19 protein-coding genes and 2 pseudogenes are annotated in these 24,637 nt (G+C 72.6%); 12 read left to right on the top strand and 9 right to left on the bottom strand.

Translation table 11 applies throughout. The features are described from left to right. Nucleotides 1-84 precede the first annotated feature (84 nt). The 3 genes from RM812_RS24085 to RM812_RS24095 are packed head-to-tail and all read left to right on the top strand — an operon-like array spanning nucleotide 85 to nucleotide 2,322. Nucleotides 85-1,017 carry a LysR family transcriptional regulator gene (locus RM812_RS24085; protein WP_311575364.1) on the top strand — a complete coding sequence of 311 codons (933 nt, stop codon included), beginning with the start codon at nucleotides 85-87 and terminating at the stop codon, nucleotides 1,015-1,017. Beyond that, nucleotides 1,014-1,892, top strand: coding sequence for a serine hydrolase (locus tag RM812_RS24090; RefSeq protein ID WP_311575366.1), 879 nt, complete (start codon nucleotides 1,014-1,016; stop codon nucleotides 1,890-1,892). Before RM812_RS24085 ends, RM812_RS24090 begins: the two co-directional genes overlap by 4 nt. Nucleotides 1,893-1,938: 46 nt before the next feature. After that, nucleotides 1,939-2,322 (top strand): hypothetical protein, encoded by a 384-nt coding sequence (locus tag RM812_RS24095; protein WP_311575368.1) that lies wholly within the window; start codon nucleotides 1,939-1,941, stop codon nucleotides 2,320-2,322. 42 nt (nucleotides 2,323-2,364) lie between these two features. On the opposite strand, the gene RM812_RS24100 is transcribed toward RM812_RS24095, so the two are convergent. Continuing rightward, nucleotides 2,365-3,990 (bottom strand): right-handed parallel beta-helix repeat-containing protein, encoded by a 1,626-nt coding sequence (locus tag RM812_RS24100; protein WP_311575371.1) that lies wholly within the window; start codon nucleotides 3,988-3,990, stop codon nucleotides 2,365-2,367. Nucleotides 3,991-4,201: 211 nt separating this feature from the next. On the opposite strand from RM812_RS24100, the gene RM812_RS24105 reads away from it, so the two are divergent. Further along, entirely contained in the window at nucleotides 4,202-4,573 is a 372-nt protein-coding gene (locus tag RM812_RS24105; RefSeq protein WP_311575374.1) for a DUF6479 family protein, read from the top strand. 110 nt (nucleotides 4,574-4,683) lie between these two features. Here RM812_RS24105 and RM812_RS24110 read toward each other — a convergent pair whose 3' ends face one another. Both RM812_RS24110 and RM812_RS24115 read right to left on the bottom strand, forming a co-directional pair. Beyond that, nucleotides 4,684-6,354 carry a glycoside hydrolase family 13 protein gene (locus RM812_RS24110; RefSeq protein WP_311575377.1) on the bottom strand — a complete coding sequence of 557 codons (1,671 nt, stop codon included), beginning with the start codon at nucleotides 6,352-6,354 and terminating at the stop codon, nucleotides 4,684-4,686. A 216-nt stretch (nucleotides 6,355-6,570) separates the two neighbouring features. Beyond that, entirely contained in the window at nucleotides 6,571-8,070 is a 1,500-nt protein-coding gene (locus RM812_RS24115) for an AAA family ATPase (protein WP_311575408.1), read from the bottom strand. 452 nt (nucleotides 8,071-8,522) lie between these two features. Between RM812_RS24115 and pglX the strand changes: the two genes are divergently transcribed. Together pglX and RM812_RS24125 are read left to right on the top strand one after the other, a co-directional pair. After that, nucleotides 8,523-12,041: a BREX-2 system adenine-specific DNA-methyltransferase PglX gene (pglX, locus tag RM812_RS24120; protein ID WP_311575381.1), complete on the top strand. Its 3,519-nt coding sequence runs from the start codon at nucleotides 8,523-8,525 to the stop codon at nucleotides 12,039-12,041. Nucleotides 12,042-12,540: 499 nt separating this feature from the next. After that, nucleotides 12,541-12,915 (top strand): hypothetical protein, encoded by a 375-nt coding sequence (locus tag RM812_RS24125; protein WP_311575383.1) that lies wholly within the window; start codon nucleotides 12,541-12,543, stop codon nucleotides 12,913-12,915. Here the strand turns inward: RM812_RS24125 and RM812_RS24130 are convergent. The 3 genes from RM812_RS24130 to RM812_RS24140 all read right to left on the bottom strand — a co-directional run bounded on the left by RM812_RS24130 (nucleotide 12,912) and on the right by RM812_RS24140 (nucleotide 15,570). Beyond that, entirely contained in the window at nucleotides 12,912-13,631 is a 720-nt protein-coding gene (locus RM812_RS24130; RefSeq protein ID WP_311575385.1) for a GAF and ANTAR domain-containing protein, read from the bottom strand. The two genes, RM812_RS24125 and RM812_RS24130, sit on opposite strands and share 4 nt — an antisense overlap. Before the next feature lie 92 nt (nucleotides 13,632-13,723). Further along, the gene (locus RM812_RS24135) at nucleotides 13,724-14,065 is read right to left on the bottom strand and encodes a hypothetical protein (protein ID WP_394816507.1); all 342 of its coding nucleotides are present in this window, start codon (nucleotides 14,063-14,065) and stop codon (nucleotides 13,724-13,726) included. Nucleotides 14,066-14,220: 155 nt separating this feature from the next. Continuing rightward, complete coding sequence (locus RM812_RS24140; RefSeq protein WP_311575388.1) at nucleotides 14,221-15,570, bottom strand: helix-turn-helix domain-containing protein; 1,350 nt, start codon at nucleotides 15,568-15,570, stop codon at nucleotides 14,221-14,223. A 144-nt stretch (nucleotides 15,571-15,714) separates the two neighbouring features. Between RM812_RS24140 and RM812_RS24145 the strand changes: the two genes are divergently transcribed. Next, nucleotides 15,715-15,981, top strand: coding sequence for a hypothetical protein (locus RM812_RS24145; protein WP_311575413.1), 267 nt, complete (start codon nucleotides 15,715-15,717; stop codon nucleotides 15,979-15,981). 95 nt (nucleotides 15,982-16,076) lie between these two features. On the opposite strand, the gene RM812_RS24150 is transcribed toward RM812_RS24145, so the two are convergent. Together RM812_RS24150 and RM812_RS24155 are read right to left on the bottom strand one after the other, a co-directional pair. Then, nucleotides 16,077-17,156, bottom strand: a complete 1,080-nt coding sequence (locus tag RM812_RS24150; protein ID WP_311575390.1) for a hypothetical protein — start codon at nucleotides 17,154-17,156, stop codon at nucleotides 16,077-16,079. A gap of 71 nt (nucleotides 17,157-17,227) precedes the next feature. Then, nucleotides 17,228-18,388, bottom strand: coding sequence for a PP2C family protein-serine/threonine phosphatase (locus RM812_RS24155; protein ID WP_311575411.1), 1,161 nt, complete (start codon nucleotides 18,386-18,388; stop codon nucleotides 17,228-17,230). 145 nt (nucleotides 18,389-18,533) lie between these two features. Between RM812_RS24155 and RM812_RS24160 the strand changes: the two genes are divergently transcribed. From RM812_RS24160 to RM812_RS24175, 4 genes and pseudogenes are all read left to right on the top strand, one after another. Then, nucleotides 18,534-18,998 carry a hypothetical protein gene (locus tag RM812_RS24160; protein ID WP_311575393.1) on the top strand — a complete coding sequence of 155 codons (465 nt, stop codon included), beginning with the start codon at nucleotides 18,534-18,536 and terminating at the stop codon, nucleotides 18,996-18,998. A gap of 194 nt (nucleotides 18,999-19,192) precedes the next feature. Then, nucleotides 19,193-20,119 (top strand): hypothetical protein, encoded by a 927-nt coding sequence (locus RM812_RS24165; protein WP_311575396.1) that lies wholly within the window; start codon nucleotides 19,193-19,195, stop codon nucleotides 20,117-20,119. Between the two features lie 65 nt (nucleotides 20,120-20,184). Then, nucleotides 20,185-20,539: pseudogene (locus tag RM812_RS24170) on the top strand (ADP-ribosylation/crystallin J1). A gap of 91 nt (nucleotides 20,540-20,630) precedes the next feature. Further along, entirely contained in the window at nucleotides 20,631-21,638 is a 1,008-nt protein-coding gene (locus RM812_RS24175; protein WP_311575398.1) for an endonuclease/exonuclease/phosphatase family protein, read from the top strand. Nucleotides 21,639-21,701: 63 nt separating this feature from the next. Here the strand turns inward: RM812_RS24175 and RM812_RS24180 are convergent, their stop codons facing one another. Beyond that, nucleotides 21,702-23,792 carry a PhoX family protein gene (locus RM812_RS24180; protein WP_311575401.1) on the bottom strand — a complete coding sequence of 697 codons (2,091 nt, stop codon included), beginning with the start codon at nucleotides 23,790-23,792 and terminating at the stop codon, nucleotides 21,702-21,704. Nucleotides 23,793-24,056: 264 nt separating this feature from the next. On the opposite strand from RM812_RS24180, the pseudogene RM812_RS24185 reads away from it, so the two are divergent. After that, a pseudogene (locus tag RM812_RS24185) lies at nucleotides 24,057-24,637 on the top strand (VWA domain-containing protein); the annotation flags it as partial.

Genomic DNA, 24,637 nt, shown 5'->3' on the forward strand with positions numbered 1-24,637 from the left:
GTCCAAGATTCATATGGATGTCGGATTGATCAATCCCCGATATGATTACTGGTCGTGGACCTGGTGCGGCACCTGGAGTGCTTCGTGGCTGTTGCAGAAGAGTCACACTTCGGGCGTGCCGCCGCCCGTCTCGGCATGGCCCAGCCGCCCCTGTCCCAGCGCGTCCAACGGCTGGAGAAGGAGCTGGGCGTCCGGCTCTTCGAGCGCACCAGCCGCCAGGTGACGATCACCGAGGCGGGCACGCTGCTGCTCGCCGAGGCCCGCGAGCTGCTGGCCCGCGCCGAGTCCCTCCGGGCCGCCGCGCGCCGCATCCGGGACGGCGAGACCGGCCTGCTGCGCGCCGCCCTGTCCCCCGACATCTCCGGCGAGACCGTCGCCGCGCTGCTGGCGGACTTCCGGCGCCACCACGCCGGCCTGGAGCTGGAGCTGCACGAGCTGTCCACCGCCCGGCAGCTCGCCGCCTTCGCCGCCCATGAACTGGACGTCGGCCTCATCCACCACCCCTGCGACGTCACCGGCCTGGAGCTGGGGCCGGTGCTCCGCCGCGACCTCGGCGTACTGCTGCCGGGCGACGCCGCGCAGGCCGGACTCGACGAGGTGCCGCTCGCCTCCCTCACCGGCTACGACCTGGTCCTCTTCCCGCGCGCCGACGCCCCCGCGGTCTACGACGACCTGCTCACCGCCTGCGCCCGGGGCGGCTGGACGCCCGCCGCCGTACGGCACGGCCAGGGCGCCAGCTTCGTCCGCGGCCTGGTGCTGTCGTCCGGGGCCGTAGCCCTCGGTCCCCGCGACACCCGGCTCGTGACCCCGGGCGACCGTGACCTGGTCTGGCGCCCGCTGGCCGGGGCGGCGCCGGCCTGGCGGCACTCCGTGGCCTGGCCCAAGGGGCGCGGCGACGCCGCCGTCGGCGCCTTCGCGGACGCGGCCACGCGCGCCCTGCGCACCACGGCCGACGCCCGCTCCGAGGCACCCGCCCGGCCACTGCACCTTCGCCCGGCATCGGAGTACTGGCTATGACCGACACCGTCACCACCGGCCGTCTCCACGCGGCCTTCGCCGACGCCGGGGTCACCGGGTGGCTGCACGCCGTCGACATCGACTCCGGGGCGCAGGTCGAGGCCGGGGCGGACCAGCCGGTGTGCACGGCCAGCGTCCACAAGCTGTGCGTCCTCGTGACGCTGCACGAGCTGGCGGCGGCCGGGGCGCTGGATCTCACCGAGCAGGTCGAGTGCCCGCCCGCCGGGCGCACCCCGGGGCCCACCGGGCTCGCGGCCCTGCTCGACCCGGTGCGGCTGTCGCTGCGCGACGCGGCGTTCCTGATGATGTCCGTCAGCGACAACACCGCCGCCGACCTGCTGCTGCGCCGGGTCGGGCTGGACGCCGTCAACCGCACCACGGCCCGGCTCGGCCTCACCCGTACGCGGGCGGTGTACGGCTTCGGTGAGATGCTGGGCACCATGCGCGAGGACGCCGGACCGGCCGGTGCCCAGGCCCTGGCCGACCCGCACGTCATCACCCGGCTGCGCGCCCTGGACCCGGCCCGCACCAACCGCAGCACCCCCCGCGACATGACCCGCCTGCTCACCGCCCTCTGGCGCGACGAGGCCTGCCCGCCCGAGTACGGCGCCGCCATGCGCCGCGTCATGGGCCTCCAGGTCTGGCCGCACCGCCTGGCGTCGGGCTTCCCCTTCGACGACGTCCACGTGGCCGGCAAGACCGGCAGCCTGCCGACCCTGCGCAACGAGGTCGGCGTCGTCGAGTACCCCGACGGCGGCCGTTACGCCGTGGCCGTCTTCACCCGTACCGCCCACACCGCGGCCGTACTCCCGGCGGCGGACGCGGTGATCGGCACGGCGGCCCGGATCGCGGTGGACGCCCTGCGGGCGCCGTGAGCGGGCGGGCGGCGTAGTCTCGGCAGCCGATCTCAAGGGGGGCGGCATGCGGAAACGGGCGGCGATCACCGTGTCGGGGCTCGTCGTCGCGGCCTGCGTGGTGGCCGCGACGGCGTACGGCGGCGGGAGCGACGGGGGCGGCGGGGCCTCGGACACCGACGGGTCCCGGACGATCGGCGCCCCGGAGCCGCACGTGATCCCGTCCCCGGAGGCCGGTCAGCGGGAGCTGCTCCTGAGCGATCTGCGGGCCGTCGACCCGGCACTGGTCTCGGACGAGGACCAGGCCGTCGAGGACGCCCGCTGGATCTGCGTGGACATCCGGCTGGGGCAGCCCGAGGAGACGGTGCGGGACGCGGCGGCCCAGCGGTTCCGCGTGACGTGGGAGCAGACCGCGCAGGTCCTGGATTCCATCAGGGGCACCTTCTGCTGAGGCCGCGACCGGGACCGGGTCCGGCGGCCCCGCCCGGCCGCGTCAGCCGTCGTTGTCCCGCCAGCGCCCGCCGCTCGGGGCCGAGTCGAAGCGGGTGGCCGCCGAGGCGTTGCCGCTGAAGTCGTTGCCGGAGACCCGGCCGCCGGTCCAGGTGGCCTCGGGCGCGATCCACAGGGCGTGGGTCTGGGTACGGGGGTGGCCGTCGTCCCGGACGCGGTTGCCGTGCACGTAGGGATGGGTCACGGCCGCGGCGGCGGTGAGGCCGGTGCGCGGGGCCGGGGCGTCCGGGAGGCGGTAGGCGGCGCCGGGCGCCGGGGTGCCGTCGGGCCAGGCCGTTTTTGCCCCGGGGCGTTCGGGGGCGAGGCTGAGTTCGGTGGCGGTGTTGCCGGTGACCACGGCGGTGACCTCGGCGTTCCGGTCACCGACCGTCAGCCGTTTGCCCCGGTGGCCGTCCGGGAGCCAGTCGGCGGTGGTGTCGGTCAGGGACAGCGGCCCGCAGCGGACGCCGTCACCGCCCCCTTCCGCCGCCGGTGCCGCACGGCGGCCGTTGTTGCGGACGCGGTTGCCGAAGAACGCCGGCTCGTGCAGCGGGGCGCCGACGCGGATCCCGTCCAGGGCGTTGCCGCTGATGTCGTTCGACTCCAGGACGATGTCCGTGGCGGGCTCCTGGTCGCCGCCGGCCAGGTTGTGCTGCCAGTAGCCGTACCGGCCGTTGCCGCTGACGCGGTTGCCGCGGAAGGCGTACGGCCCCGGGGTGTTGCCGAGCGCGATCCCGTCGCCCACGTTGCCGTCGATCACGCACCCGGTGACGATGCCGCCGCGTCCGCCGACGCTCGTCGTGCCCTGCGCCGACACGTCGAACCCGGCGACGTGGTTGCCGAGCATCGTGCAGCCGGTGACCAGCAGGCCGTCGGCGCCCCAGTCGGAGATGCCGTAGCGGTTGTCCTCGGTGTGGCAGGCCGTGACGCGGATGCCGCGCGGCGGGGCCCAGTCGTCCTGCTGGAGTTCGAGGAAGATGCCGTTGGTGCCGTTGCCGTTGGCGGTGCAGTCGGTCACCGCGAGCCGTTCGACCGGTCCCCATCCGCCGACCCCGATCCCGATGCCCGCGCCGCCCATCTTCTCGCCGGGGTCCTGCCGGCCGCACCGCTCGGCCAGCACGCCCTCGACGACGGTGTCCTGGAGGAAGTCGCAGCCGAAACCGGTGGCGGCCGTGTCGTGGATGTACAGGTCGGTGAAGCGCCCGCGCAGCACGTACTGGAGCCCGAGGCCCTTGGCCAGGACGTCGTACTCCTCGGTCTCCACCTGGGAGCCGTCGATCTCGAAGTGCGCGAACGTGACGTCGGCGATGTGGCGGTCCCGCCCGGCGCCGTGCTGGGCGGTCGTGAACCAGGCCAGCGGCACCGGCCGGGCCGGGGCGCCGGGGTTGCCGAGCGCGAAGCAGGTGGCACCGCGCCCGGCGCCGATCAGCGAGACGCCGCTGCGCCAGAGCACGGGCCGGTCCCGGATCACGTACCGCCCGGCGGGCACGCGCACGGTGCGCGGCCGGCCGTCCTCCGCGGTGGCGTCGCCCAGCACGTCGACCAGCTTCTGCAGCGCCGGCCCGTCGTCGGCGACACCGTCCCCGACCAGGCCGTACGCGTGGGCGTCGGCCGTCAACAGCGCGGTCATGCGGCGCTCCCTCCACCGGTGACGCTCGGGCGGCCGACCGGTGCCGACACCGCCCCTGTGCGGACCGGGTACCAGCCACCGGCCCCTCTCAATCACCACGGGAGCCGGCGCGAGGCCGGTGGGACGTCGGTGGGAGATCGGCGCGAGGGCGACGCGAGGTCGGTGGGACATTTCAGGCGCTTTATCTCATTTGGGGGTACATAATCAGAACATGAGTACGGCAACGCTTGTAGAGCTGGCCGCGTCCTCGCACGCGCTCAACATGACAGTGGCCTTCATCGGCGGGCTGGTGATCGCCGGCGCGCTGATCTGGGCCGTACGGATGGGCATGGGCGTCATGGACCGGGAACCGGACCGCCCTCATGCCGACGAACAACCCCACCTACCCACCACCGGTGCCGTCCATGAGGAACGGGAGATGCGGGAGCCGGACGAGATCCCGCTCTGCCAGGACGGCAGCCCACGGCTCATGCCGTACCAGCTGCACCACTCGGGCAGCCGCCGGTGCGACGACCAGAAACGGCACCGCTGGCTGCCGGGGTCGAGCGGCGCCTTCGGCAGCGGTGGGCCGGGGCACGTGTGACCCGGGTGCCCCGGGCCCGGTGAGGCCCCGCGACCCCGCCCCGGGACGGACTTTCCAGGCCCGTCCCGGGGCGCCGGGCCGACAGGGGTGGGCGGCGAGGTGAGAGCCGCCTACCGGCCCAGCCAGACCGTCGTGTCCGGCCCCAGACGGCCGTCGACCAGTGGCGCGCTGCTCAGCAGCACCTCTCCGGCCGGCCGGTCGACCGTCGCACCGGACAGGTTGGTGACGCAGCGCCAGCCCTGCGAACGGTCGAACTGGAGCACCCCCGGCGGCACGTCGTCCGCCCAGGTCAGCGACTCCCCGTCGAGCAGCTTGCGGCGCAGCCGCAGGGCGGTGCGGTACAGCTCCAGGGTCGAGCCCGCCACCCCGTCCTGGGCCTGCACGGAGTACGCGGCGAAGCCCGGCGGCTGCGGCAGCCAGGCCGCGCCCGCCCCGAAGCCGTACGAGGGCCCGTCCGTCGTCCACGGCAGCGGCACCCGGCAGCCGTCGCGGCCCTTGCGGACGTGCCCGGTCTGCTCCCAGATCGGGTCCTGGAGGACCTCGGTGGGCAGGTCGGCCACCTCGGGCAGGCCGAGTTCCTCGCCCTGGTAGACGTACGCCGAGCCGGGCAGCGCCAGCATCAGCAGCGTCGCCGCGCGGGCCCGGCGCAGGCCGGCCCGCTCGTCGACGACCGGCGCCCGGCCGCCGGACAGCAGCCAGGCGTCGGTGTCGGTGCCCGGCGGCAGGGCCAGGCGGGAGGCGTGACGGATCACGTCGTGGTTGGACAGCACCCAGGTCGCCGAGGCGCCGGCGGCGCGGGCGTCGGCCAGCGAGCCGGTGATGATCTCCCGCAGCTCGGCGGCGTCCCAGCCGCCCTGGAGGTACTCGAAGTTGAAGGCCTGCCCCAGTTCGTCCGGGCGGGCGTACAGCGCGCGGCGGGCCCCCGGGACCCAGGCCTCGGCCACGGCCGTCCTCGGCGGGCTGTAGGCGTCGAGGATCTTGCGCCAGTCGCGGTAGACCTCGTGGACCTCGTCCCGGTCGTAGAAGGGGTGGGTGCCGGGGGCGAAGTCCGAGAGCGCCGCCTCGCGGCTCAGCTCGGGGGCGCCGAGGTCGCGCAGGGGCTCGGTCAGGTCCTTGACGAGCGCGTGCGCCACGTCGACGCGGAAGCCGTCGACGCCCCGGTCGCACCAGAACTTCAGCGTGGCGCGGAAATCGGCGCGGACCTGCTCGTTCTCCCAGTTCAGGTCGGGTTGCTCGGGGGTGAACAGGTGCAGGTACCACTGGCCGTCGGGCACCCGCTTCCAGGCGCTGCCGCCGAAGACGGACTGCCAGTCGGTGGGCGGGAGCTCCCCGTGCTCACCGCGGCCGTCGCGGAAGACGTAGCGGTCGCGGGCCGTGGAACCGGGGTCGGCGGCCAGGGCCTCCCGGAACCAGGCGTGGCGGTGCGAGGTGTGGTTGGGGACCACGTCGACGATGACCTTCAGGCCGAGGCGGTGCGCCTCGCCTGCCATGGCGTCGAAGTCGTCCAGGGTGCCCAGCCGGGGGTCGACGTCGCGGTGGTCGTCGACGTCGTAGCCGCCGTCGGCGAGCTCGGACGGGTAGAACGGGCTGAGCCACAGGGCGTCGACGCCCAGGGCGGCCAGGTGGGTCAGGCGCTGGGTGATGCCGCGCAGGTCACCGAGCCCGTCGCCGTCGGCGTCGGCGAAGCTGCGGGGGTACACCTGGTAGATGACGGCCTGCCGCCACCAGTGGGGGTCCTTGGACGACAGGTCGGGCGCGCTGGTGGTGCTGCGTACGGTCACGCGGTCTCCTTCGCGGTGCGTGCGGGCGACACGAATAGATCTGTCCACATCACCCGAAAAGTGAACCCGCACGCCCACGACGCGCCGGTGGCTACGCGCCTTGCGCTGACGCGAGGCGCGGACCGGTGGCCGAAGTCCTCCGCGGCCCCTCCCCTCCAGCCCCCTTCAGCGCATCGTTGGTCTCCTACCGCCCACCGGCACCGGCTTCGGTCCTGGTCAGGGCAGGACCGGATCAGGCATCGTGCGGCCGTACAGTTCGTCCAGGCCGATCAGCAGGACACCGCCTCGCTCGGCTTCGGTACGCAGCGCGTCGCTGAAGCCGGCAGCGCTGAAGCATCCCAGCGCGCACCGCGCCGTGTCGTACCCGCGCCCGGCGAGGACGTCCCGGGCCCGGCCGAGCCGTTCCAGGTGTTTCACCCCCATGACGGTCCCCCACTTCGCTTCCCCGAGCAGTGACACGGAGGGCTTTGCGCCCCCTGATCCCGGACCGACCACCGCCACGTCGATCTCGATCTGACATCGTGCCTTGGGGTCCGTCACCACGCCGCCCCCGATCTGGCCCAGGGAAGTGCTCAGCAGGGACCGGCCTGGCCCCAGCACATACTCGCGGCACACGCCCTCGAAATGCGGTCCTGCCACTTGGGCGGCGAACCGCTCCGTCGCCTGTGCCCAGACCTCGGCGGCCTGGCCGTTCTCCAGTTGCGCCCAGGCCGGACGCATGACCGCCTCGTAGAAGTTGATCAGCGGCTCGGTGATGCGGTACTGCGACTTGCCGGCTCGGAAGACGTCCGCATCGCGCATGAGGAGATGGCTGTCCTCCAGGACGTTGAGAGGATGGGAGATGTCGACGGACTTGCGGCCGATGTAACCGGCGATGCCACCTCGCGTCCTGTTTCCCTGAGCCACCGCTGCGAGAACCGAGTGGTACAACGCGGTGTCACGGATGTCTGTCTCCTCCGCGAGCAGGTAGCGCGCTTCCCGGAAGAGCGGACTGAACGGCGAGAGGACGGTACGGCGGATCCAGTCGTCGAAGTCGGCGAGAGATGCCGGGACGTCGTCCGCCAGGAACTGGCGACGGTAGGCGGGCGTCCCTCCCACGACGGCGTGCAGCCTCGCCGCGAGCGCGGGGTCGTCGGCGACACCCCAGAAGTCGGCGGCGGCCCGATACCCGAAGGGCCGAACGACGAGCTCCAGCTGAGCCCGGCCACGCAAGGGCGCGCTACTGGCCAGCAATCCACCCATGACGGACATGGCCGACCCACACAGGAGCAGCCTCATACGACTCTCCTCTGCCTGGTAGCGGTCGATCTCGCGCTGGATGATCGAGGGCAGCTCCGGGGAGGACTTCACCAGGTACGGAAACTCGTCGATGACCACGAGGAAGGGGCGGCCTCCACTCCCGGGAGCGGCGAGGCCGAACAGATACGTGATGGCGTCATGCCATGTGGCGAAGGCAAAGGGCACCGGGGATCCCACGTGGCCGGCCAGGGCGGAACTGAACTGACGGAGGGACTCCGCCTCCGCCCCGGCTGTGGCCCCGAAGTAGAAGCCGCCACACTGCTCGACAAGCGCCCGCAAGAGGTACGTCTTGCCCATGCGCCGCCTCCCACTGACGACCCCGAGCATGGCGTGCGGGAGGGGGCGCCCCGCGAAGGCACTCAGCGCTTCCCATTCCGCACCGCGATCGAAGACGTACGACGGCTTGCCCGCTTCCATCGGTGTCACTACTGACCTCTCCCGCAAAGACTCCGACTAAGGACCACACCCCTAAGGAGTGTACTCCTTGCCATCCGGACTTCCCGCCACATCAGTCACTCAAGAAGCTCCCCACTGCGATTCCCAACGTGGCCACACCGAGGAACGTGGCCCCTCCCGCCACCAGCGCACCTGTGGCACGGTCCTCCATTTCTCGCCTGTGACCGACCGCCCAGAACACCCCGGCCGCCACAGCTCCGACGATCACCGCACCCATCAGAGACAAGGCGATCCACAGCCCTTTGAGGCTCCCGCCACTACCACCCACAGCCACCCACCCCTTCGATTGGAGAACACGCCTTCTGAGGCCACCAACCCTAGAGGGAAGAGTCCAACACTCTCCAGCTTTTATGACACTCTCCCGCTGATAAAGTTGCCCACCAGGGCTCACGTACGACACCAGGAAGGCCGTAATGCCTGCCGACCACGGACTGTTCGAAGACCTTCGGCGGCTCATCGCCCGTATCGAGGCCGACCTGCACGCCCGCCTCCCCATGACGCCGACGGCGGAGCGGCTGCGCGCCGAGTACGACAGGGCGAGATTCCAGCGGACAACGTCCGCGACATGGCATACGTGGCTGGATGTACAGGTGTCGCAGTCCGCGAGGGCCTGGGTGCTCGCGACGGTGATGATCCGGTTCTGCGAGGACAACGGACTGCTCGACCCCTCGTTCGCGGGCGACGCGGCCCACGCTCCCCGGGCTCGCCACGACGCTCAGTTCCCCACGCGGGCCAACCACCTGCTTATCGACGCTGTCGACCGGCTCCGCTCCCACCCCGCGATGGCGATGGTGCTCGGCGAACCCGGGCACGCCCATTGGCAACTGCGCCCTGGCGACGAGGCGTGCGAGGAACTGATCTCCTTCTGGCAGCATCGGCGCAGTCCGGACGGCACGTTCCTGCACGATCTCACCGACGGGACACGCTCCACGGAGTTCCTGGCGGGCCTCCACTCGGTGATCGACGAGGACGCACGCAAGACACACGGTCAGGTCACCACACCGCATTTCGTCGTCCGGCTGATCAACGATCTGGTGCTCGATCCGGCCCTGACCGAGCACGCCGCCGCCCCGGCCGGGCTTTCCGGCTTCCGGATCATCGACCCGGCGTGCGGAACAGGAGCTTTCCTCCTCGACGCTTACGAGCGACTTTTCCAAAGGTGGTCCGAGACCAGACCGGCCATGAGCCCGTGGCAACGAGCCGCCAGGGCCCTGAAGTCCATCCATGGCTCCGACATCGACCCCTGCGCCGCGAGCATCACACGCTTCCGCCTGCTACTGGCAGCCATGAACAGCACCGGAGAACGTCGACTGGACAATGTCCCGGACCTTCCGCTGGTGGTCGCGACGACTGATGCCCTGTTGGACGCCCGCCGTGATCCGCGGCCGAGGACGACACCGACAGACCGCCGTCCCGACGCGCACGCCGATCGTCACGGACTCCTGCGCCCCGCCTCATACCACGCGGTAATCACCAATCCCCCGTACATCACCGTCAAGGACAAGGCGCTGTCCGCGGCCTACCGCGTCCGTTATGCAAGCTGCAATGGGGCATACCCGCTCTCTGCACCCTTCACTGAGCTCGCCTTCAGTCTCGCGCTGCCCGGCGAGACCGCGGGCCGGGTCGGGATGCTGACGTCCAATTCCTTCATGAAGCGGGAGTTCGGACGGGGTCTCATCGAGCGCGTCCTGTCAAAGGTGGAGATCTCGCATGTCATCGACACCTCCGGTGCGTACATCCCCGGACACGGCACACCGACCGTCCTCCTGGTGGGCCGCAACCACGTACCTGGTCCTCACGATTCCGTTCACGTGATCGTGAGCCGTCGCGGTGAACCCGCGATGCCGCAGGTGCCCAGCGAGGGACTCGTGTGGCGGGCACTGCGTGACCACGCGCTCCAGGCCGGGGGCACGAGCGACTGGGCGGAGTCGTACCAACAGGACCGCGAGGAGTTGAACGCCTTCCCCTGGAGTCTGGCACCGTCGGCTGTAAGAACCGTGCTGCGCCACATGGAGGAGGGAGAGCGACTCGGCGAGCGAGTCGTTCGCATCGGATACGCGGCAAACACCGGGTCCGACGACCTCTTCACCGGTTCTGCCCAGGTCTTCCAGCGTGCAGGAGCCGAAGAGTCCGCCACCGTACCGGTATTGACGGGGTCCGAAGTGCGGGACTGGTCCGCACAGCCGGCGCTCACAGCATTCTTCCCACGTACGAAGGACGTCCGGGAAACCATCGATCTGCGACAGTTCCCGGGCCACCACCGGCGGCTGTGGCCGTACCGCACGGTGCTGCGCAAGCGGTCGGGGATGAAGAAGGCGGCACCGTGGTACGACTGGCACCACATCGCGACCGACTGGGACACGCATCCGTGGTCCATCGTCTTTCCGTGGGTGGCCACACACCCTCACTTCAGTCTGCTGCGAGATCCCGCCGTCCCGCTCAATTCAGCACCCTCAATTAGACTGCCACCAAGCGAAACGGAGGAGTCGCACCTCGGACTCCTTGGGGTACTCAACAGCTCAGCCGTGTGTTTCTGGCTCAAGCAGATGAGCCAGAGCAAGGGGCAACCACGCATCGGTCAGCTCCGAGGCGGCGAGGCCTGGGAAAAGATCTACGAGTTCACTTCCACCCGGCTTCTCGAGCTGCCACTCCCTCCGGCGTTCCCCATCGCTGAGGCGGAAGAGCTGGACCGCCTGGCAAGGGAGTCCAGTGGTGTCCTGCAGAAGATCGCCGACCCGAACGTCAGGATCACCGCTCAGCTCCTCGCCACTGCGCAACAGCAGTGGTCCTCCGTCAAAGCCCGGATGATCGCGGTCCAGGAGGAGCTCGACTGGAAAGTTTATGGCCTCTTCGGGTTGATCCGCCCCGACGAAGAACTGAACGCCGCACCGGAGGACGTGCCCGACGTCGCCCTCGGTGAACGGGCGTTTGAAATCGCACTGGCGAGGCGAGCCGCGGCAGGCGAGGTACAGACGACATGGTTCGACCGGCACAGGACCATTCCGTCGGTCGAAGTTCCCGAGCAGTGGCCGTGGGCGTACCGAAGTGTGGTGAACCGCCGTATCGCCACCATCCGGGAAAGCGTCACGCTTTCGCTGCTGGAACAGCCCGAGTACAAGCGTCGCTGGTTCTCTCAGCCCTGGGACCTCATGGTCGGCGGCATCCTTCGCGCACGTCTGCTCGATCACTGCGAGGCGGCACGACTCTGGTACGAGAACCCCTCGGAGCGACGGAGCCCCACCACTCGGACGATTCGGGAACTGGCCCAGCTGCTGCGCCATGACGAGGAGTTCACCGAAATGGTGGAGCTCTACGCTCCGAGTACCAGTGTGACGGACGTTCTTGTGCAACTGCTCGCCGACGAGCACGTACCGCAGGCTCCGCCTCTGCGGTACAAGGCTTCGGGGCTGAACAAGCGACGCCTCTGGGAAGACCTGTGGGAAGCTCAGCGTCAGGAGGACACCAGGCGGGATGTCGCCCCCCACGCGCACTCTCCCGACCTGCCACATTTCACCTCCTCGGATTTCCACAAGCCCTCGTACTGGAAGTTGCGCGGCAAGTTCGACATGCCGAGTGAGCGGTTCGTTTCGTTCGGGCCGACCATCTCTCCCCTGTCACCGACATCGGTGATCGGCTGGGCAGGATGGAACGCTCGTGAACGTGCGGTGGCGGTCCTCGACCTCCTGGAGGCCGAGTCCCACGCTCACGTACTCCGTCCGGAGTCCGCTCCCCCGCTACTCAGCGCCCTGGCGGAAGTTCTCCCGTGGATTTCCACACCTTGTGACGAACCCGCTCCCGGTCCATCGGCGGAGCAGGAAGCCCTCCGGCGTGCGTATGAAGCCTGGCTCGCCCGTCTCGGCCTCTCCACCGACGACGTGGATTCCTGGCGTCCTCCCGCCCCGAGACGAGGCAGACCGCGCAAGAACATCTAGGGTCGGCCTTTTGTTGGATCACGAGTCGTCGTGTCGAACACTTCTGGGGGAGCGGTCAGGGAGACGACACGTTCTTCCACACCTTCCTCGTCTCCTCACCTACATCACGGATGGCTCCTACAGCCCGAGGCGCCTCTTCGGCTGACGTGTTCAACCTCGCGTCGCCGACCAGTGTCGTGTAGGACAACGGGTCGCCGGTGCTGCCGTGCGCTTGGCCAACGCGTACCAATTCCTGCACGGCACCGGTCGTCCGGCCTCCAGGAGGCACTCCGGATGCAGCACGCCGCCCCCGCCGCCCGCACCGTGCTCGCCGCCGCGCTCTCGGCGGCGCTGACGGTGGCGGCCTGCTCCACCGGCGGGTGGGGGACGGACCGGCCGGCCGGCACCACGTCGGCGACCTCGCAGTCACCGGCGGCGCTTCCGTCGCCCGCCGTGCTGCCCGCGCTCACCCGGGGCAGGCGCGGGCAGCCCTGGTCACGGAGGCCGACCTGGGTGACGCGTGGAAGGCGACGCGGGGTGCCGCGACCTGGCGGGACGAGGTGCTCAGGGCCGACGCCGAGCGGCCCGGCCGCCGACGGCTGCTGGACGTCCCTACACCGAGGAGCTCTTCGGCACCGCCGCCCTGGACGACACGGCGGGCGGAGCTCAGTTGCACCACCGGATCACCTCTCACCGCGCGGCCGACATCGACCGGGTGCTGGCCTGGCACACGACACTGCCGGACAGGTGCGAGCGGTTCACGGCCCGGGCCACGCGCGGTGCCACCCGGGACGTCCGGGTGACCGACGTGACGCCGCCGGAGTCGGGGGGCGCCCGGCGGTGCCTGCGGGTGACGGTGAGCGCCGAGGGTGCCGTCCTCAGACAGGCCCTCTAGTGGTCGCGGTCGAGGCGATGGCGGTGGGTGAGTACGTCGCGGGCCACGTCGTGGGCGGTGCGGCCGCGGGCGAACGCGTCGGCGCGCAGACGGGCCAGGGCCTCTTCGGCACCGACCCCCAGCTGGGCCATGATCATGCCGACGGCCTGGTAGACCTCGTCATGGTCACCGGCCAGCTCGTCCAGCCAGGCCTCCTCCCCGCGCGGCAGCGCCATCAGCGCCACCGTCATGACACCGGCCACGAGCCGCGCCACGCGCAGCTGCGGGCCGCTCAGCCCGCCAGGGGTGTCCCGGTAGAGGTCGAGGGTGCCCAGGCAGACGGCATCGCTGCCCAGCGGCAGCGCGTAGACCGCCCGTACACCGACGGCCGTCGCCTGCTGGGCGAAGACGGGCCACCGGCCGACGTCCGCACCGGCCGACAGGTCGCAGGCGAGCACCGGAGCGCCCGACTTGGCGGCGCTCACGCAGGGGCCGTCACCCAGAGTGGCCTGGACCTCCGCCAGATACGACGCCCGGTCACCGCTGGCACACAGCCGTACCGGTACTCCCTCACCGTGCAGCGACGCGCTCGCGCCGGCCACCGGCAGCAGCCGTACGGCCGTCTCGCACAGCCGTCCCGGCACCTCGCCCGGAGGGGCGCCCCGCACTTCCCCGGCGATCACCTCGGCGGCGCGTGCCCCCTCGGAGGACCATCCGGGTTCGTCGCTGGGCCGCACGCGCTCCGCCTCCTTCACTCACGCGGGCGGAGGCTCGACTACCCGTCCCCGACTCGGGGAAACCCGGGCGCCCGCCGGTCGCGGACGAGGGCTCAGCGCTTCTCGTACGGGTTCGCGGGCTGCTCCCCCCGCCGTACGTCCGTCGCGCGTCGAGGACAGGTGGCCAGGCCGCGTCCGAGCCGAGTTCGCCCTCCGGGTGCCAGGTGCCGGTGACCGTGACCCAGGTGTCGACGGACGGGGGCGCCGGCTCTGCGGATCTCGGCCTTGCCGGTGCTGGCGTCGGCGGCGCAGCAGGGGACCTGGAGCCGGGTGATGTACCAGGTGCCGTCGTCGCCGTGGGTGACGAAGTCGGTCAGGCGGATGGTGCGGCCGGTCAGCGACCGTCCGCTGTCGTAGACCGCGCGGGAGCCGAACTCGGCGAGGGTCAGTTCCACCGGGTCCCCGAACGGCAGCGCGGGGAAGGCGCCGACCTCCTGGGCCGCACGCTGCGCCGCCTCGCGTTCCGCGCTGTAGGAGCCGAGCGCGGGCGGCGGGAACAGCAGCAGAGCGAGGGCGGGAGGGTGAGCAGCCAGGCGACGCGGGGGACTCCCTACAGCGGCGGCTGTGCGGGCGCGGGGCCGAGGGTGGTGGTGCCGGGGGCCGTGCGGTGACCCAGTCCCGTCCGGTACGCGTCGAGGGCCGCCTCCACCCGCCCGGTGCGGCGCAGCAGGTCGCCCAGCAGTCGGCACAGGTCGGCCAGGTCGCCGGCCGCGCCCGCCCGCTCCAGCAGGCTCAGGGCGCGGACGTAGTGCTCCTCGGCGGCCTCGGTGTCCCGGGCGTCCTCGGCGATGATGCCGAGCAGCCGGTGGGCGCCCGCGGAGTGCACGGCGCCGCGTTCGGAGGAGAGGTCGTCCAGCACCCCGTGCAGCAGTTCCGCGGCCTCCTCCGACTTGCCGCGCCGGTGCAGTACGTCGGCCAGCTCGACGGCGACCTGACTGCTGTAGAGGGCGGCGCGGGTGGCGGAGAGCATGCCGAGCGCCTCCCGCATCTCCGCCTCGGCACGCGGCAGTTCGCCGTTCTGGGCGTAGACGTAGCCGCGCATCCAGTGGCAGTTGGCCAGCTCGGTGCGGAGTTGGAGGGTGCGGTACAGCTCGGCCGCCTTGGCCAGCGAGGCGTCGGCCTCGGCGAGGCGGCCCTCGGCGAGCAGCGTGCGGGCGACGGAGCGGTGCATGCGGGCCACCAGCGCGGGGTCGCCGGCGCTGGGGGCGAGGGAGAGGGCGAGCTCGGCGGCCTGGGCGGCGCGCGCGTGGGCGCCCATGTCCATGTACGGGCCGATGGCGCTGGCGTAGAGCAGCAGCAGCGCGTCCGGGTCGTGCAGGCCGCCGCGGTTCAGCTCGTCGAGCGTGGTCTCGAGGAGGTAGACCGCGTACCGGAGTTCTCCGGCGAGGTAGTGGGCGAGGGCGCGTCCGCGCAGGGCGGGGACGCGGGCGGGCAGCGGGGCCCCGGCCTCGGCGAGGCACTCCTCGGCCCGTTCGAAGTAGCGCCGGCCGGTCACCAGCTCGCCGGTCTCCACCGCGCACTCCCCGAGCCCGAGCAGCGCGGCGGCCCGCTCGTCGGCCAGCTCGTACTCCTCGGCCTCGGCGAGCAGCGCGGCGTACTGCCCGGCCGCCCGTTCGGCGCCCTCGGTGGCGAGGGTGCGCTGCGCCTCGGTGAGCCTGAGCCGCAGATCGGTGGCGAGCCGTGCCGGGCGCCCGGTGGCCAGCTCCTCGTAGCCGACGCCGAGCCGTTCGGCGAGATGCCGCAGCGCCTCGTCGGAGGGGCGGACGCGGCCGGCCTCCAGGGTGGAGATGTAGGCGGGTGTGTACGCCGGTTCCGCGAGCTGGCGCTGGGTCATTCCGCGCTCGGCCCTCAGTCGCTGCACCCGGCGCCCGATGGCCTCCCGGTCGTCACGGTCCCCCATTGCCAACTCCCCCTGTGGCTCTTGCCGTTCGGCTCGCACGGCTCTAGGTTAAACCGCGGATTAAGCGCACTTAACGACGCTTGATACCAGCGCTTTGAGACCAGCGCCTGAGACCCTCCCCCACGATCCGCAGCAGAGGACGCCGTGCTCGAACGCACCCGCAGCGCCGAACGTTACGCCAGAGCCCTCGCCGCCGCCGTCGCCGCGGTGGCAGCACTGGTGCTGGCCGCCAACGCGGGCCCGGCGGAGGCGACGGACGAGCAGCCGACGGGCGGGGACGGCCGGGTGGTGGAGGACGTGAGCGGCCACGGGGGACCGGGTCGCCCGTCGGTCCCCTCGTCCCCGGCGATCCCCACGGCCCCTTCCGGCCCCTCCGGTCCGGGGGCCGGAAGCACGTCCGTGGGGCTGTAGACGGGCCGCTCACCCGCACCGAACCGCACACTCGTACCGGCGGACGGGCCGCTCACCCACGCCGAGCCAGACCCTCCCGCCGCCAGAGGGCGGTCTCAGCTCTGGGTCTGCAACCGGCTCAGCTCCCGCTGCACATGGTCCAGCGCGCCCTCGCGCGAGCCGGGAACCCGGCCGCGCAGCGCGGCGAGCGCCACGCCCAGTTCCCGGGCCTGCCCGGCGTCGCGCACCCGCCCCCACTGGTGGTGCGCCCGGTCGACGGCCGCCTCCACGGCGGGCGCCTGCGCCGGCTGGCCGGCGCCCAGCCGGGCCTCGGCCACCGACAGCCAGGCACGGCAGCTGCGCGCCGGATCCCCCGCGAACATCGCCAGGTCGGCCCGGACCTCCCTCCAGTGCAGCGCGTCCTCCGAGGCGGGCCCCTGCGCGTGGGCGGCGGCCAGCTCGTGCCGCGCGGCGAGCGCGTCGGCGTCCGCGTGCCGCCCCGCCCGCACCGCGTCCGCGATGACGGCGTGCGGGTCGCCCGCCACCGGACCCGGCGCCGTCAGCACCAGGTCCGTACCGGTCGGCGCACCGCTCGCCGCGCCCTCGGCCGCGGCGCGGGCCAGCGCCTGCTGGTGCAGTTGGTCCGGCGGCGGCCGGTGCCCGCTGCGCAGGACCGTCGCGACACCGCGCATGTACGCCGGGACGGCCACCGTCCGCCACGCGGGCGGCGGCGCGACGCGACCGTAAACGGCGTTGTTGCGCCCGCAGTCCAGCGGGTTCGTCCGCAACCACTGCCAGGTCTCCCGGTCGGCGTGCAGGTCGAGCAGCAGCGTCGTCGCGCCGCTCGGCCGCAGCCGCAGCTCCTCGCGGATCCAGTGCCAGGGCAGGGCGGTGTAACGGACCGTGGCCGGTGTCGTGCGGGCCAGCGCCAGATGCGGCAGGCGCTGCCGCCGGTCCAGGTGGAGCTGCCCGGCGACGTAGACGGTCAGCGGGCCGGGGGCCGCCGCGGCGGCGCGCAGCCGGGTGAGGACGGCCTGCGGCTCCAGCGGGTCGGCCAGCTCGACGACGTTCGCCGTGTCGGTGCCGGAGAGCACGGCCGGCGGTACGGCCGCGAGCACGGGAAGCACGGAGGCGGCGTCCACCAGGCACCCCTTGCCCACGGGCGACGCCGCGAGCAGCAGCACGGTTCCGGGCATGTCCCCTGTCCCCTCCCCCTGGCGATCACGTACGGCAGCACCGTAACCGCTGCGGCTGCGAAGCGGGGCACTCAGCCGCCGCCGGGCCGCCCCCGCCGCCGTACCGCGAACACCGTGGTGTCGTCGGACAGCCGCCCCCGGCAGTGCCGCAGGGTGCCCTCCCGTACGAGCGCCACCAGCCGCGCCGGTGCGGTGTCCGAGGGGTCGGCGGCGATGGCACGGGTGATGTCGTCGGCGTGCCGGTAGAAGCATCCTTCGGAGTCGCGGCACTCGGTCACCCCGTCGGTGACCAGCAACAGCGTCTCGTCGGCGGCCAGGGCCGGCCGGCACACCGTCACCGCCTGGCCGGGGACCAGGTCGCTCATGCCCAGGGGCAGCCCGCCGACGACCGGCAGGGTCCGCACGCCGCCGGGACCGGCCGCCACCGGGGGCTCGTGGCCGAAGTCGACGACGTCCACGGCGTCGGGCAGGTCCGGACGGAAACCGACGAGCACGGCCGTGGCGAAGCGGTCGCCGTCGGACCGGCCGAGGCGCGCGGTCAACTCACGGTGGCGCCGCATGCGGGTCTCCAGACGCTCGGCGACCGTCGCGAGGTCGGACTCGTGGTAGGCGGCCTCGCGGAAGGTGCCGAGCAGCGCGGCCGCCGCCTCCACCGCGCCCAGCCCCTTGCCCTGGACGTCGCCGAGGAGGACCCGGGTGCCGTGCGGGCCGGGCTGGATGTCGTAGAAGTCGCCGCCGACCCGGGCCTCGGTGTCCGAGGAGAGGTAGGCGGCGGCGTGGTCGAGGCCGCCCCAGCCGGCCGGGTGCTGGCGCAGCACGGTGCGGCGGGTGGTGTCGGCGATGTCCCGCATGTGCAGCATGCGCTGCTCGCCGCCGACCCGGACCGCGGCGGCCAGTACGGCGATGAAACCGCCGAGGACGACGAGGACCAGGCCGGGCAGACCGGTCTCCTCGCGGTGCTGCCACACGGTGTCGGCGAAGACGTAGACGACGAGCGCGAGCACGGCGAGCACCGCCGTGCTCCACACCCCGCACATGGCGGCCGCGACGCCGGGCACGAGCACGGTCCAGGAGATGATCTGGAAGGCGCCGGTGGTCACGTCGGCCACGGTGATACCGACGAGCAGCAGCAGCGGGAACGCCCACGCGACGCTGTGGCCGCGGACACTGAACAGCTCGTGGCGCGCCACGGCGTCGCCCCGGCCGGCGGCCTGGACGAGCCGGCCGAACAGCCGCCACCGGCCGCGGAGCGACCTGCGGACGTGACCCCTCACGGGCCCAGCGAAACATGCGCCCCCGCCACCCGCATCCTGACTTGCCGGGCGGCCCGCGGCGGTGTGCCCTGGTAGTCGGGGGCGAGGCGAGAGGAGTGCTCTCATGGCTCAGGCGCTACCGACAGGCGGTGCGTCCACCGGGACGACGCGCCCGCCCGGCCGTACGAGGCCGGGACTCCCCGATGTCTTCGACGAGCGGACCCACAAGGTGGCGAGGTGGGCGGCGCCCCTCGTGCTCGGGCTGGTCTACGGCTACTGGGCCGCGTCCATCCGGCGCCACGGCGGCCCCATCACCGGCTGGAACCTGCTGTTCGGCTTCCTGACCGTGCTCGCGTTCGTCGTGCTGTACGCCGTGGTCCGGGCAGTGGCCCAGCGGCTGCCGCGCGAAGGTCACGCGGTGCTGTGGGGCGCGTTCGCGGGCAGCGCGCTGGGGTTCCTGTACGCGCAGAGCGGCGTGGCCATGTTCACCTGCATCGTCGTGTCACTGCTGTTCGCGGCGGCGGTGTTCGCCGCGTTGTTCTACCGCTACTACACACACGAGGACGCGGCGGGCCGCCCCGCGACCTGACCACCCGCCCGGCCGCGGGTCCCCCTGTCCCCCTCGGCCGGGCCACCGCATCGCCCTACCGCCCTACCGCCGGGCCGTGGCCGGTGGCTCCGTCCCGGTGGGCGGGCCCGCCGGGACGCCCGTTCGGCTCGCCGTGGGGGCCAAATGCAGTCACGCCGCTCGCCCGTGCCGCCCCCGGGGCCTTGCCTGGAAGGGTGTCCCCACGTCTCCGGAGCGCCCTGTCGACCGTCCTGATCGCCCTCGCCTGCCTGCTCGCACCGTGCGGCACGCTGGCGGCGTGGGCGGCGTACGGGGTGGCCGACGGCGGACGGTACGTCGCCACCATGGCGCCGCTCGCCGACGATCCGGACGTACGGGACGCGGTCGCCGCCACGGTGGGCGACGGCGTCATGGGCGAGGTCGCGGCCGGACCCCTGAGCGGCACCGTGCGGCTCTTCGTGCGGGACGCGGCCCGGTCGTTCACCCGGACCGAGGCCTTCCGCGAGGGCTGGGACGCGGCCAACCGAACCGTCCACGCCGCCGTACTGCGCGCCCTGCGGGACGAACGGCCCGGCAGCCGCGCGGTCACCGTCGACCTGGCCCCCGTCACCGCCCGGGTCAAGCAGCGGCTCACCGACGACAACGTGCCGTTCGCCCGGCGCATCCCGGTCCGGCACACCGCGGTCACCGTGCTCCCGGCCCACGAGGTGGACCGGCTCAGGAAGGGCTACCACGTGCTCGACGTCGCCGCATTCTGGCTGCCGCTCGCGGCCGTCGTCTTCGCGGTCGCCGGCATCGCCTTCGCCGCGTGCCGCCGGCGCGCGGTCACGGCCGCCGGGATCGGCACGGCCCTCGGCGGCGCGCTGCTCGCCCTCGCCGTCGTGGTCGGCCGTCGGCTCACCCTCGCCGAACTGCCCCGCGCGGTGGACGACCCGGCCGCGGGCGCCGTCTACGACGCCCTGACCGAGACCCTGCGCACCGCCGCCTGGCTGCTGGTCGGCCTCGGCCTGACGGTCGCCCTGGCCTCCTGGCTCACGGGCCGGTACGGTCCTCGGCTGCGCCGCCGCCGGGCAGCACCCGGGCAAGCCGCCGTCGACCCGGCACCGCCCCCGCCGCCCCGACCGACCCGCACCCGGCTCTGAGACACCTCGCACTCCCCCCTCATCACCGGGCCCGGCCCCCGCCCGGGCGGCTGACGTCACCGCCCATGCCCAGGACGACGACCCTGTGGCGCCCCGACGGGCCCCGAGGAGCCGGCCCTGGTGGCGGCCTCCGGCTGGACGGCCTGACCGCCCCGGCTGCCCGAACAGCCGACCTTCCGCCCCGTCCTCAACGAGGACTACGCCGTCCGCATCGCCCGCGACTGGAACGTCCCCGCGTCCGGTTCGGGCTACGTCACGCGCTTCGAGGTCGACACCGGGTTCCTGGAGCGCTACCCCGTACGCCGGGCAGGCGGCGAGACGATCCTGGAGCTGTGGGTCCCGGCGGAGGGGCTGGAGGAGTTCAACCGGCACCTCGTGGGACGCATCGAGGTCGTGCGGGAGTTCCACGCGCCGGCCTGAGCGCGCAACCCGCCGCCCCCGGATCCCGTCCTCGAGGGAGGATCCGGGCATCGCAGAGGCAGGCAGCGCACCGCGAGCGGAAGGCCGGCACTTGGACAGCGACACGGCGACCGGTGAGTGGACGGACTCCCGCGGCCGACCGACGCCCCGCCGCACGGGACGGCGTCTCGGCGCCTGGTGCTCGGGACTGCTGTTCGCCGGCGTGAGCGTGGTCGTCGGCTGCCGGGTCGCCGACAGCGACGGCAGCACGCCGGTGCCGCAGCTGCTCGCCTTCCTGCCGTGGCTGCTCGTGCCGACCGGGACCGGGCTGCTGCTGACGCTGCTCGCCCGGTGGTGGACCGGCGCGGTGTGGGGCGTCGCGCTGCTCGGCCTGCTCGCGTGGTTCATCGAGCCGTACGGCAAGAGCGGCGAACCCGCCGGGCCACCCGTCGCCGAGCTTCGGGTGCTGACCTCGAACGTCGAGTTCGGCAAGGGCACCGACTCGCTGATCGCGGCCGTACGCCGCGAGAAGCCGCACCTCGTCTTCGTCCAGGAGTGCGCGTACACGTGCGACGCGGCGCTGCGGCGCGACCTCGCGGCCGGCTACCCCCACCGGCAGGCCGTCGAGGGCGGCGGATCCAAGGGTTCCGTCATTCTCAGCGCCTTCCCGCTCCAGCCCACGCCCGGCGTCCCCGGCACCATGGGCATGCCCGGCGCCGTCGCCGACGTACGCGGCCACGCCGTACGGCTCCAGCTCGCCCACCCGATGCCACCGCTGCCGGACCAGGTGGGCCTGTGGCGCGAGGAACTGGGCGCTCTGCGCGACGCCGCCGGCGAGGACGGCGACACCCCCACCGTCCTCGCCGGCGACTTCAACGCCTCCCAGGACCACGCCGCCTTCCGCCGCATCCTCGACACCGGGCTGCGTGACGCGGCCCGGCTGGTCGGGGCGGACCGGACGGCCACCTGGCCGGCCCGGACCGCCCCGACGTTCGGGGCGCAGATCGACCACGTCCTGGTCTCGGAGGACTTCGCCGCACACCGGGCCCGTTTCCTGGACCTGGCGGACACCGACCACCGGGCACTGGTCGTCGACCTCACCCTGCACGGGACCGGCTGACCCCGGGCCGGGAGCCGGACCGGAGCCGGCTCGGGGTCAGAACCGGACCCGGAAGCCCGGGGCTCAGACGCCGATGTCGCGGCCGTCCGCGCGCCACACGGCCACGACCGCCGGGCGCACGATCTTCCCGGGCCCGTCGGGCCAGGTGCTGGCCGGCTTCTCCACGGAGGCGCCGTCGACCTCGCCCGGGTGCTGCACGGCGACCAGCACACGCCGGTCCTGGACGAGCGGGCCGCAGGTCTCCGCGCCGGTCGGCACGGTCAGGAACTGCTTCAGCTCACCGCGCCGGTCGCCCTGCGTCGCGACGCCGAAGAGGCCGTCGTGGTTGCCCAGCGCGTTGCCGTCGGTGGAGATCCACAGGTTGCCGTGGTCGTCGAAGGCGACGTTGTCGGGGCAGGAGATCGGGCTGACCCGGTCCTTCGGGAAGCCCGCGAAGTAGGTCGCCGGGTCCTCCGGGTCACCGGCGACGAGGAACAGCGACCAGGCGAAGCTGGTGGCGTCGGCCCGGTTCCAGCGCTCGGTCAGCTCCAGCACGTGGCCGTGCTTGTTGGCGTGGCGCGGGTTGGCCTCGTCCGCCTTGGCGTTGGAGTCGACACCGCGCTTGGAGTTGTTGGTGAGGGCGACGTACACCTTGCCGGTCTTCGGCGAGGGCTCGATGTCCTCGGGCCGGTCCATCTTGGTGGCGCCGACCTTGTCTCCGGCGAGCCGGGTGAACACGCACACTTCCTCGGCGGTCATGCCCTCGACGTGCGAGACGGCGCCGTCCTCGGTCGCGGTGACCAGCGGGATCCAGCGTCCGCTGCCGTCGAACTCGCCGTCGCCCGGCAGCGTGCCCGTGCCGTCGATCTCGATCGCCGGGGAGTCACCGCTGAGCCTGGCGACGTAGAGGGTGCCCTCGTCGAGCAGCGACAGGTTGTGCTCGCGCGCCCAGCGGCTGTTGCCGTGCCGCATCCGCTTGCTGCCGACGAACTTGTAGAAGTAGTCGAACCGCTCGTCGTCGCCGGTGTAGACGACCGGGCGCCCGTCGTGGGTCAGCCGCACGGTCGCGGCCTCGTGCTTGAAGCGGCCGAGCAGGGTGTGCTTGCGGGGCGTGGAGTCGGGGTCGTACGGGTCGAGTTCGACGACGTAGCCGAAGCGGTGCACCTCGTTCGGCTCCTGCGCGACGTCGAAGCGCTTGTCGAACCGTTCCCACTTGCGCTCGGTGGTGCCGGTGCCGATGCCGTAGCGCTTGTCCGTCGCCCGGCTGCTGTTGGCGAAGTACTGGTTGAAGTTCTCCTCGCCGTGCAGCGTCGTGCCCCACGGGGTGGTGCCGCCGGAGCAGTTGTTGAGGGTGCCGAGCACCTTACGGCCGGTCCGGTCCACGGAGGTCTTCACCAGGTCCGACCCGGCGGCCGGCCCCGTCAGGCGGAACTCGGTGGTGGCGGTGACGCGCCGGTTGAGGTGATGCCGGGAGACGGGCGTGAGCTTCCCGCTCCGCCGCTCCTCCTCCACGGCGACGACGCTCAGCCCGTGCGCGGCCCAGGCGATCTCGACCTGCTCGCGCGTCGGGTTCTCGGGGTCGTAGCCGCGGAACATGAGTACCTCGTCGGTGTACTCGTGGTTGGCGACGAGGAGTTGCCGGTCGCGCTCACCGTGCAGCGGCAGCAGCGCCAGGAAGTCGTTGTTGTAGCCGAACTGCCCGGCCTGGGCGCGGGCGGTCTGCCGCTCCGGGTCGAAGGCGGGCGCCCCGCGCAGGATGGGCTCGCCCCAGCGGATCACGACGTCCTGCCGGTACCCGTCGGGCACGGTGACGGCGTCCCTGGTGTTGGGGGCCACGGGCGTGAACCGCAGCCCGCGCGCACCCTTGTCCTTCGACGGCTTCCCGTGCCCCGTACCCTGCCCCTTGCCGGCCGCCGGCGCGGCCTGCGCCGACGGCGCCCCCGCCACGCCGACGGCCCCGGCGCCCGCCGCGGCGACGGTGACGACGGCCGCGGCACGCATCATCGAACGGCGGCTGAGCGCACCGGCGATGACATCGCCGACGTACTCGTTGGAACTGGTGTTGGGCACCTCGTGGAAGCAGGCGTCACCACACCGGAAACGGCAGGTCATGGCGGACCGGCCGCCGGGATGCGAACCGGACGGCGTTCCGATCAACGGCAGCAGCTTGCGCACTCTGTTCTCCCTGAAATGCCCTTGGGTGCCCTTGGTATCAGCGCGACCGTAGGTGCACATACGTGCGGGAGCCGGGCGTGGCGATGAACTGCGGGTGAACCCGTGGCAGCCGAAAGGAAATGACCGCGGCGGCTCGATCCGGCCTTGACGCGCCCGCACTTTCATGGCAGACCCTGCACAAGATCACATGGCGGGGCCGCTAACCTTACGTGTCCGTCCTGGCCAGGGATTGACGGGCATCAACTCACGCGAAGGGTTGCGCACATGGGCATTCTCACCTCTCTGCGGAACGTGTTCGGCCGGTCACGCAAAGAACGGGCCGCCCAGGCGGAGGGTGCGACGCAGGAGACGGCACCGCCGGCTGCCGCCGAGCCGGAGCCGCAGCTCCCGTCCCAGCCCACCGCACCCCCGGAGCCCGCCGAGGAAATCCCCCAGGCGGCCCAGGTCCCCGAGCCCCGCACGGAGACCTCCCCCGACGAGCACGAACTCGTCAAGGCCGCCTTCACCAACATCACGGTCCCCAAACCGACCGAGGCCCCGGACAGCACAACCCCGACCCCGGAGCCCGATCCCGAGCCCGACCTGAAGCCCGCCCCCGAGCCTCAACCGGAGCCCGAACCGAAGCCCGAGCCCACACCGGAGCCCAAGGCGGAGGTCGAGCCCACACCGGAGCCCGAGCCCACACCAGAGCCCGAACCCAAGGCCGAGGCCGAGCCCACGCCAGAACCGGAACCCAAGCCCAAGCCGGAACCGGAACCCAAGCCCGAACCGGAACCCGAGGCCGAGGCGAAGCCGAAGGCCCCCACCCCCGCAGCCGCCGACGACGAGAACGCCCCACAGGGGCC

The sequence above is a fragment of the Streptomyces lancefieldiae genome, assembly GCF_031845825.1.
GTDB lineage: Bacteria > Actinomycetota > Actinomycetes > Streptomycetales > Streptomycetaceae > Streptomyces > Streptomyces lancefieldiae.